This window comes from Xenorhabdus stockiae (assembly GCF_002632825.1).
GTDB classification, from domain to species: Bacteria; Pseudomonadota; Gammaproteobacteria; order Enterobacterales; family Enterobacteriaceae; genus Xenorhabdus; species Xenorhabdus stockiae.
Map to the genome: position 1 here is coordinate 1 of NZ_NJAJ01000039.1, position 6,887 is coordinate 6,887.

Here is a 6,887-nt window from a genome sequence, read left to right on the forward strand (position 1 = left end):
GCACGGCTTTGATACGGTCACGGACGCGCCCATCACGAGTCGTATCGTGCATCAATTCAAGCGCTTCTTTTTGGGCATCTGTCAGGGTAATTTTCATGGCGCGATTTTGATCTGATAGGAATGAAAAATCAAGCATCTTCAATGACGATGGGTATAAAACGAATGAAACTATATTAGACATAGAATTATTTTTATCAAGGATAAGGAATTTTTTCTTATGATAACTCTAGGGGTTAGCGGTAGTTTCGAAACATTTGAAACACCTGTTATTGGGGATATACCAAATTGGTTTGGTCATGATGCTTCAGCTGCGATCATCAAAGATGGTAAGATCGTTGCAGCAGTGGAACAAGAACGTCTGGATAGAATTAAGCATTCTAACCAATTTCCCATTGAGGCTATTGTTGAGTGCTTGAAAATAGCACAGCTAAAAATAACTGATGTTGATAAAATTGCATTTTATTTTGAAGAGTTAAATACAGATACAGGGCTTGGATTACAATATATTGAAAGAAAAAATCTTGAGGTTAAACATTCTAGAAATTTAATTAAAAAAATACTTGTGAGTAAATTTGGGGAAGTAGTTAAAGATATTCCAATTGAATATATACGTCATCATGATACCCATGCTATCATGGCAGCAGAAAACTCGGGTTTCGATAGTTCATTGGTTATTGTAATAGACGGAAATGGGGAAGATGAGTCTATATCAATTTACTCATATATCGACGGATTTGTTAAAAATATATATAGATATCCTGTCTCTTCATCATTAGGAAGATATTATCTCGATTGTATATCCTTACTAGGATATGAACGATTTGATGAATATAAGGTCATGGGATTGGCTTCCTATGGAAAACAAAATAAATTTGATGAGCTTTTTGAAAACCTTATAAATTTTGAAGAATATGGAAATATTTCATTTAATCATACAAATATACCTGCTTATCTTTTAGATAATGGTATATCGCCAAGAAGAGAAAATGAACAAATTTCAGAAAGTCATCAAAATTTTGCACATTCCATACAAAAGTATCTGGAGAAGATGGCATTACATATTATATCTTTCTGGTTAAAAAAATTAGGTCAAAGAAACCTATGTCTTAGTGGCGGAGTAGCTTTAAACTGTACATTAAATGGGAAACTCGCCTTCAGTGGGTTGTTTGATAACATATTTGTTCATCCTGCTTCACACGATGGTGGAAGTGCGGTTGGTGCAGCCATGTGTGCAATGTACCCTGATGCTAGGATTAATGGAAATAAACTCGAGAATGTTTACTTAGGACCTGATATAAATAGTAAATTTGCATTTGAAATAATAGAAAGAAATAAAAATATTATAGAGGTTGTTAATTCTGAAGATGAATTCCGGTTTCTTGCTAATGAAATTAGTAATGGCAAGATAATAGGATGGGCAAGAGGTCGAATGGAATATGGTCCAAAAGCTCTTGGTAGTCGTAGTATACTTGCTGATCCTAGACCCATTGAATCAAAATATAGAACTAATCAAATTATTAAGCAGAGAGAGTCCTATCGCCCATTTGCTCCTATGGTATTGATGGAGGAAATTTCGGATTGGTTCTTGGTCCCAGATTGTAAAGTTAATTTAGAGTATATGGTATTTAATCTTCCTGTTATTAAGGAAAATAAACAAAAACTTGCAGCTATAACACATGTAGATAACACAGCAAGAGTTCAAGCTGTAGGAAAATATAATAAGGATATCTATCAGCTAATAAAGAACTTTAAAGAAATCACAGGAGTTCCTATATTATTAAATACTTCATTCAATGTAAATGCAGAACCAATTGTATGTGATGCATATGATGCTATACAGTGTTTTCTACTTACAGGTCTGGACTATTTGGTTGTTGGTGATTTCATTATTAAGAAAAGAATCCATGGTGATAATCTATATAAGTTATTTAGACCAATAAAAAAAGAGTTTGTAACTACTATTAAAAAAGTTACAAATAAATCTCGTTCATATTATATCAATACAGCAACATACACTGAGAGAATTACAGAGGCAGAGTTGTCCTGTTTTGATGCTTCAGATGGGATTAAAACAATTAGTCAACTTCTACTCGATGGGAATATTCGAGAAGGAGATAGCATAAGTGCCTATAAAAGATTATTAAGCAATAGATTGTTAAATTTGGTGTTATAGGACGATGCATGAAACCTTTTGAGATGAATTGGCCTGTGTGCGATGTTGACCTACTAACTGATGTAGAGAGGGCGCTAAGATCTACACGTTGGACGTTATCAGGCCAATCTGAAGTATTGCCATACTTTAGTAGTCTTTTTTCAAGAAGGTGGGCAGATTATATAGGTACTAAACACGCTATTCCATGCACTTCTGGAACCGCTGCGTTATCTATAGCTCTTGAAGCCATTGGGATTCTTCCTGGAGATGAAGTAATAGTACCAGGTATGACTTGGGTTGCAGTTGCCCAAGTTGTGTATAATCTAGGTGCTATTCCTATTTTGACTGATATCAATCCTTTAACCGGACAAATAGCAGAGAAGGCAATAAGAGAGAATATTACCCAGAATACCAAAGCTATTATTTTAGTACATGCTTATTGTGGCATGGCAGATGTGAAAAAAATTGGTGCTATTGCAGATAAGTATGGTTTAAAAGTTATTGAGGATTGCTCACAAAGCCACGGTGCAACATGGAAATCAAAGAAGGCTGGCTCTTTTTTTGATATATCTGTATTTTCTACTCAGCAATCTAAACTACTGACTAGTGGAGAAGGTGGAGTTATTGCTACTAGCTCAGATGATTACTATTCTAAAATACAAAATTTAATGATGGATGGTAGAGCTAGAAATAATAACGTAAACCCAAAAAATCTTATGGTTATTTCTGGTGATGGAGAAGTACAAGGAAGGAACTATAATGCAGTGTGCCATTTTATTAAATGGTCTTAAAAGATTAGATAATGAAAATCGACGTTTAAATGCCATTATTCTTAACTATTACCTTAGAAAGAGTGGAATCTGTAATATTCTTAGGGTAGATGAAAATGTTGATCAGAGAGTATATTGGCGTTGTGTTATTGATTTCAATTGTGAAATTAAAAATGAACAAGCACAAATAATATCGAACCATTTCTCAGAGAGATATCGAATACCTTTTGAAAAGCTCGATAGACCTTTAAATAATAACCCGCTTTACCAACCTCATCGAGTTGATAGAAATAAATATTATAGTCATTTCGAAAGACTTAATAGTATGAATTATAGCCTTCCAGGTGCTGAGAATTTTTTCAATCGAACAATGGCATTTCCCCATCAAGTGTTACTTCAGCCGAAGGATTGGATAGTTGATTTTGCAAAAGAAATAAATAAGGTTGTACATCAATGTCAAATTGGTTTGTAATTCCTCATCATGCACAGAGTAAGCGAGATAATGATTATTTGATTGAAACCTTACTCTCAATACATGCTCAGTCAATCCCAGATTGGTGTGTTGTAATAGTAGATGATAATTCAAGTTTCTATGATTTATTGAATATTAGAATACAAGATTTTTTTCCAAAAAATGTAATTGATAATAGATTTCATTTTATAGTTAACGAGAATGAAAAGGGAGTGTCGTCAGCAAGAAATCTTGGTGTAAAGTATGCACATAAACAAAATGCTAATTTCATTTTATTTCAAGATGATGATGATATTGCACATCCATATCGTATAGAAAAAACGTTATGTGCTGCAAAACAAATTAATCAATCAGACTTAATTATTAGTACCACTTTTAGTGGAATTGATGAAAAAGGTAATTCGGTTTCTCTAGAAAACTTTAGGAGTGATATGCTCGATGTTGCTGTTCAGCATAGTCGGTATATTCCAGAAGGAAATAATAAATATCTTGATATGATAAGACACTGTGGCTACATATTCCCAACGTCAGGAACGACGGTTAATGTTGACTTAGCGCTTAGATGTCCATTCCCTGATTTTTCAGTTTCGGAAGATCATGTCACTTGGATGAATATGGTTGCAGATGGAGCATTTATTAAAGTACTAGAAGACATTCCTTTTAAATATAGATTTAAAGGAGATTCTGAACATCGTCCTGAAACCTTTTTGAAAGAAAAATATAAAAATGATATTGAAGGGTTTATAATATCAATGAATTTATATATTGAAAAATTTGGTTCTTATTTTAATATTAATGAAGTAATTGAAGAGTTTCTGAATAGGTTAAATAATTGCTTATCATTACAAGAAAATTACACTCTATCAGATAAGCATAATTTTAAAGCCTCTTTTTTTTGAAATAAAGAGTAAAATCAAGGAGTAAGTAACTTATGACTCTGAGTATAATTATCCCTTCTTATAACAAAAAAGAAAGCCTGATGTCTTTGTTAGCTTTACTAAACAAGCAAAGTGCGGACTTCAGTGATTTCGAAGTAATAGTTGTAGATGATGGTTCTAGCGATGAGACTTGTCTCGCTGTTACTAAGCTAGATTATAACTATAAAATTAAATATATATATGTGCCTGACGAAGGTTTTCGCGTAGCCCGAGCGAGAAATATTGGAGCTAAAAATGCACAAGGGGAACTACTGGCTTTTGTTGATGCTGATGTGCTTTTGCCAAGCTATTTCGTTCAAAGTGTGATCAAATTCCATAGCTATAATCCACAATCAGTTTCGATTGGATATGTATACGGTCTTTACTCTGAAAATAAGTGGGATTTAAAAGTTGATCTAGATGATGTAGATAGCACAATTAGGAAAATGAAAGAACAAGGTATTGGCAAAGATATTCGCCAAAATTCATACGAGAAATTCAACTATAAATTATGCTCTATGCCTGCACCCTGGGTTTTTTTATGGGGAACAATATTCAGTGTAGAAAAAGAACTTTTTGAAAAGGTGGGGTGTTTTGATGAACATTTTACATCATGGGGTGGTGAAGATATTGATCTTGGTTTCCGACTTCACAAAGCTAATTCTAAATTTCATTTATTTGAAGGGATAGAGGGAGTGCACTTATCTCATCCAGAAAACGATGAAATAAATTATAAGACAAACTTAGAAAATAAAAAGTATATTTCTGAAAAATATAATGATGAAATGACGGATTTTCTTATAAAAGAAGAGAATATATTTAAATTAAATGATTTGATAATTTTAAAAAACGCTGAAGAAAAGGATGTTTAATATGGTTAATATTGCTATTGCTGGTATTGGGAATTGTTGTTCGTCTCTTTATCAAGGGATTAATTATCATTTAGATAGTGATCCAATAATTAATGATTTGGGTATTTCAATCAAAGATATCAATGTGAAAGCAGCATATGATGTTGATTGTAGAAAAGTTGGTTTACCAATATCAAAAGCAATTTTTACAAAGCCTAATTGTGCAAGAATATTCTGTACTGATTTACCAGAAGGTCCGATCGTTGAAAAAATTGAAGTTTTTGATGGCGTGTCTCCGTATATGAGTAATCAACCTGAAGATCGAGGATTTCGTGTTTCTAGCACTCAAAAACCAATTGACTTGATTTCCAGCCTTAAAAAAAACGAAATAGATATACTGATAAACTATTTACCTGTTGGCTCTCAAAAGGCTACCGAGTACCTTGCTGAATGTTGCTTGGAATCTGGTGTTTCGTTGCTTAATTGCATTCCAGTTTTCATCGCATCTGATCCTGAATGGGACAGAAAATTCTATGATAAGGGGATCCCTATCATAGGTGATGATATGAAGAGTCATTTAGGTGCATCAATATTGTCACAAGTATATCAGGAATTAGCTCTCTCAAGGAATTTAACTGTTGACTATCACCAGAAAATTAATATTGGAGGAAATACTGATTTCAATAATATGATGGTTCAAGAAAGATTAACATCCAAAAAAATATCAAAAGAGAACGTTATTAGAAGTCAAAATGAAATTGCCGGCGTGGAAGTTCACGAGGATTCTATTTTTGCTGGACCATCAACTTATATTCCTTATTTGAAAGATAACAAGGTTGCGCACATACGCCTGGAACTTACCGGATTTGGAGGAAGTAAAGTCGAAATTGATACTAAATTATCGGTACAATATTCTGAAAATTCAGCTGGTGTTGTGATTGATGCTATACGTTATTTAAAAATTGCTAGAGATATGGGATTAAAAGGCGCCTTAAAAGGTCCTTCAGCATGGACTCAAAAGACCCCTCCTGTGCAGTTAAAAATAGAAGACGCAATTTCTGAGTGTCAAAAGTTGATTGCCTTTGAAGTACCAAAATGCATGTTTTAAGTTTGAGGGGAACTATGAATAAGCCAATTTATGTTTTAGGTTCTGGACTATCTCATGATGGATCAGCATGCTTAATGAAGAATGGTAAGATTATCGTTGGAATTGAAAAAGAGAGGCTTACTAAGATTAAGCATGATGGATTTAATGATAACGATGCCATAAGGTATTGCTTAAATGCAGCCGGAATCACTTTTAAGGATGTAGATTTATTTGTTGAGAAATACACAGTAAATGAAAAACATAAGCCCGATGACATTATCAAACGCCGAGGTAGAATTATACCTGAGTATCTCCCCGTTGTTAGGATTAGTCACCATATTGCGCACGCATATAGCGCAGTTGGCACCTCTCCATTTTCAGAGTCTGCCGTGATTGTATGCGATGGTATGGGAGGGAGTATTGACAGTTGTTTAGATCACGACATAAGCCTAGTTCCTAGTGAAATAGGAAAATTATCTATATGCAATTAACTTGAAGATGCAGGAATTAAAGTTTGGAAATTATCGGTCAGCCGGGTAGCTAATTCCTGTCCTTTTTCGGGTAAGGTGACATGAAAAAAATGATGAAGGGTTTTACGGAACGTTTTGGCATCCGGGAAATAGACATTGTTTCGTACC

At 33.8% G+C, this 6,887-nt stretch carries 7 protein-coding genes; all 7 read left to right on the forward strand.

Going from position 1 to position 6,887, the window contains the following annotated elements:
• Nucleotides 1–217 precede the first annotated feature (217 nt).
• Genes Xsto_RS16750 through Xsto_RS16780 form a run of 7 tightly spaced genes read left to right on the forward strand, consistent with a single transcriptional unit; the run spans nucleotide 218 to nucleotide 6,740 of the window.
• A complete protein-coding gene (locus tag Xsto_RS16750; protein ID WP_099125819.1) occupies nucleotides 218–2,173 on the forward strand; it encodes a carbamoyltransferase family protein in 1,956 nt (651 codons plus the stop codon).
• A gap of 8 nt (nucleotides 2,174–2,181) precedes the next feature.
• Nucleotides 2,182–2,943, forward strand: a complete 762-nt coding sequence (locus Xsto_RS16755; protein WP_099125820.1) for a DegT/DnrJ/EryC1/StrS family aminotransferase — start codon at nucleotides 2,182–2,184, stop codon at nucleotides 2,941–2,943.
• Complete coding sequence (locus Xsto_RS16760) at nucleotides 2,912–3,394, forward strand: PLP-dependent aminotransferase family protein (protein ID WP_099125821.1); 483 nt, start codon at nucleotides 2,912–2,914, stop codon at nucleotides 3,392–3,394. Before Xsto_RS16755 ends, Xsto_RS16760 begins: the two co-directional genes overlap by 32 nt.
• The gene (locus Xsto_RS16765) at nucleotides 3,376–4,293 is read left to right on the forward strand and encodes a glycosyltransferase family A protein (RefSeq protein WP_099125822.1); all 918 of its coding nucleotides are present in this window, start codon (nucleotides 3,376–3,378) and stop codon (nucleotides 4,291–4,293) included. The genes Xsto_RS16760 and Xsto_RS16765 overlap by 19 nt, the downstream gene beginning before the upstream one ends.
• 32 nt (nucleotides 4,294–4,325) lie before the next feature.
• On the forward strand, nucleotides 4,326–5,183 hold the full coding sequence (locus tag Xsto_RS16770) for a glycosyltransferase family 2 protein (protein ID WP_099125823.1): 858 nt from the start codon (nucleotides 4,326–4,328) through the stop codon (nucleotides 5,181–5,183).
• A gap of 1 nt (nucleotide 5,184) precedes the next feature.
• Nucleotides 5,185–6,270 (forward strand): inositol-3-phosphate synthase, encoded by a 1,086-nt coding sequence (locus Xsto_RS16775; RefSeq protein ID WP_099125824.1) that lies wholly within the window; start codon nucleotides 5,185–5,187, stop codon nucleotides 6,268–6,270.
• Nucleotides 6,271–6,284: 14 nt separating this feature from the next.
• The gene (locus Xsto_RS16780; protein ID WP_099125825.1) at nucleotides 6,285–6,740 is read left to right on the forward strand and encodes a carbamoyltransferase N-terminal domain-containing protein; all 456 of its coding nucleotides are present in this window, start codon (nucleotides 6,285–6,287) and stop codon (nucleotides 6,738–6,740) included.
• The last annotated feature ends 147 nt before the right edge of the window (nucleotides 6,741–6,887 follow it).

What these genes read in the sequence shown, in the direction of transcription:
- Xsto_RS16750 (WP_099125819.1), top strand. Translation starts at nt 218, where the DNA reads ATGATAACTCTAGGGGTTAGCGGTAGTTTCGAAACATTTGAAACACCT.
- Xsto_RS16755 (WP_099125820.1), top strand. Translation starts at nt 2,182, where the DNA reads ATGAAACCTTTTGAGATGAATTGGCCTGTGTGCGATGTTGACCTACTA.
- Xsto_RS16760 (WP_099125821.1), top strand. Translation starts at nt 2,912, where the DNA reads ATGCAGTGTGCCATTTTATTAAATGGTCTTAAAAGATTAGATAATGAA.
- Xsto_RS16765 (WP_099125822.1), top strand. Translation starts at nt 3,376, where the DNA reads ATGTCAAATTGGTTTGTAATTCCTCATCATGCACAGAGTAAGCGAGAT.
- Xsto_RS16770 (WP_099125823.1), top strand. Translation starts at nt 4,326, where the DNA reads ATGACTCTGAGTATAATTATCCCTTCTTATAACAAAAAAGAAAGCCTG.
- Xsto_RS16775 (WP_099125824.1), top strand. Translation starts at nt 5,185, where the DNA reads ATGGTTAATATTGCTATTGCTGGTATTGGGAATTGTTGTTCGTCTCTT.
- Xsto_RS16780 (WP_099125825.1), top strand. Translation starts at nt 6,285, where the DNA reads ATGAATAAGCCAATTTATGTTTTAGGTTCTGGACTATCTCATGATGGA.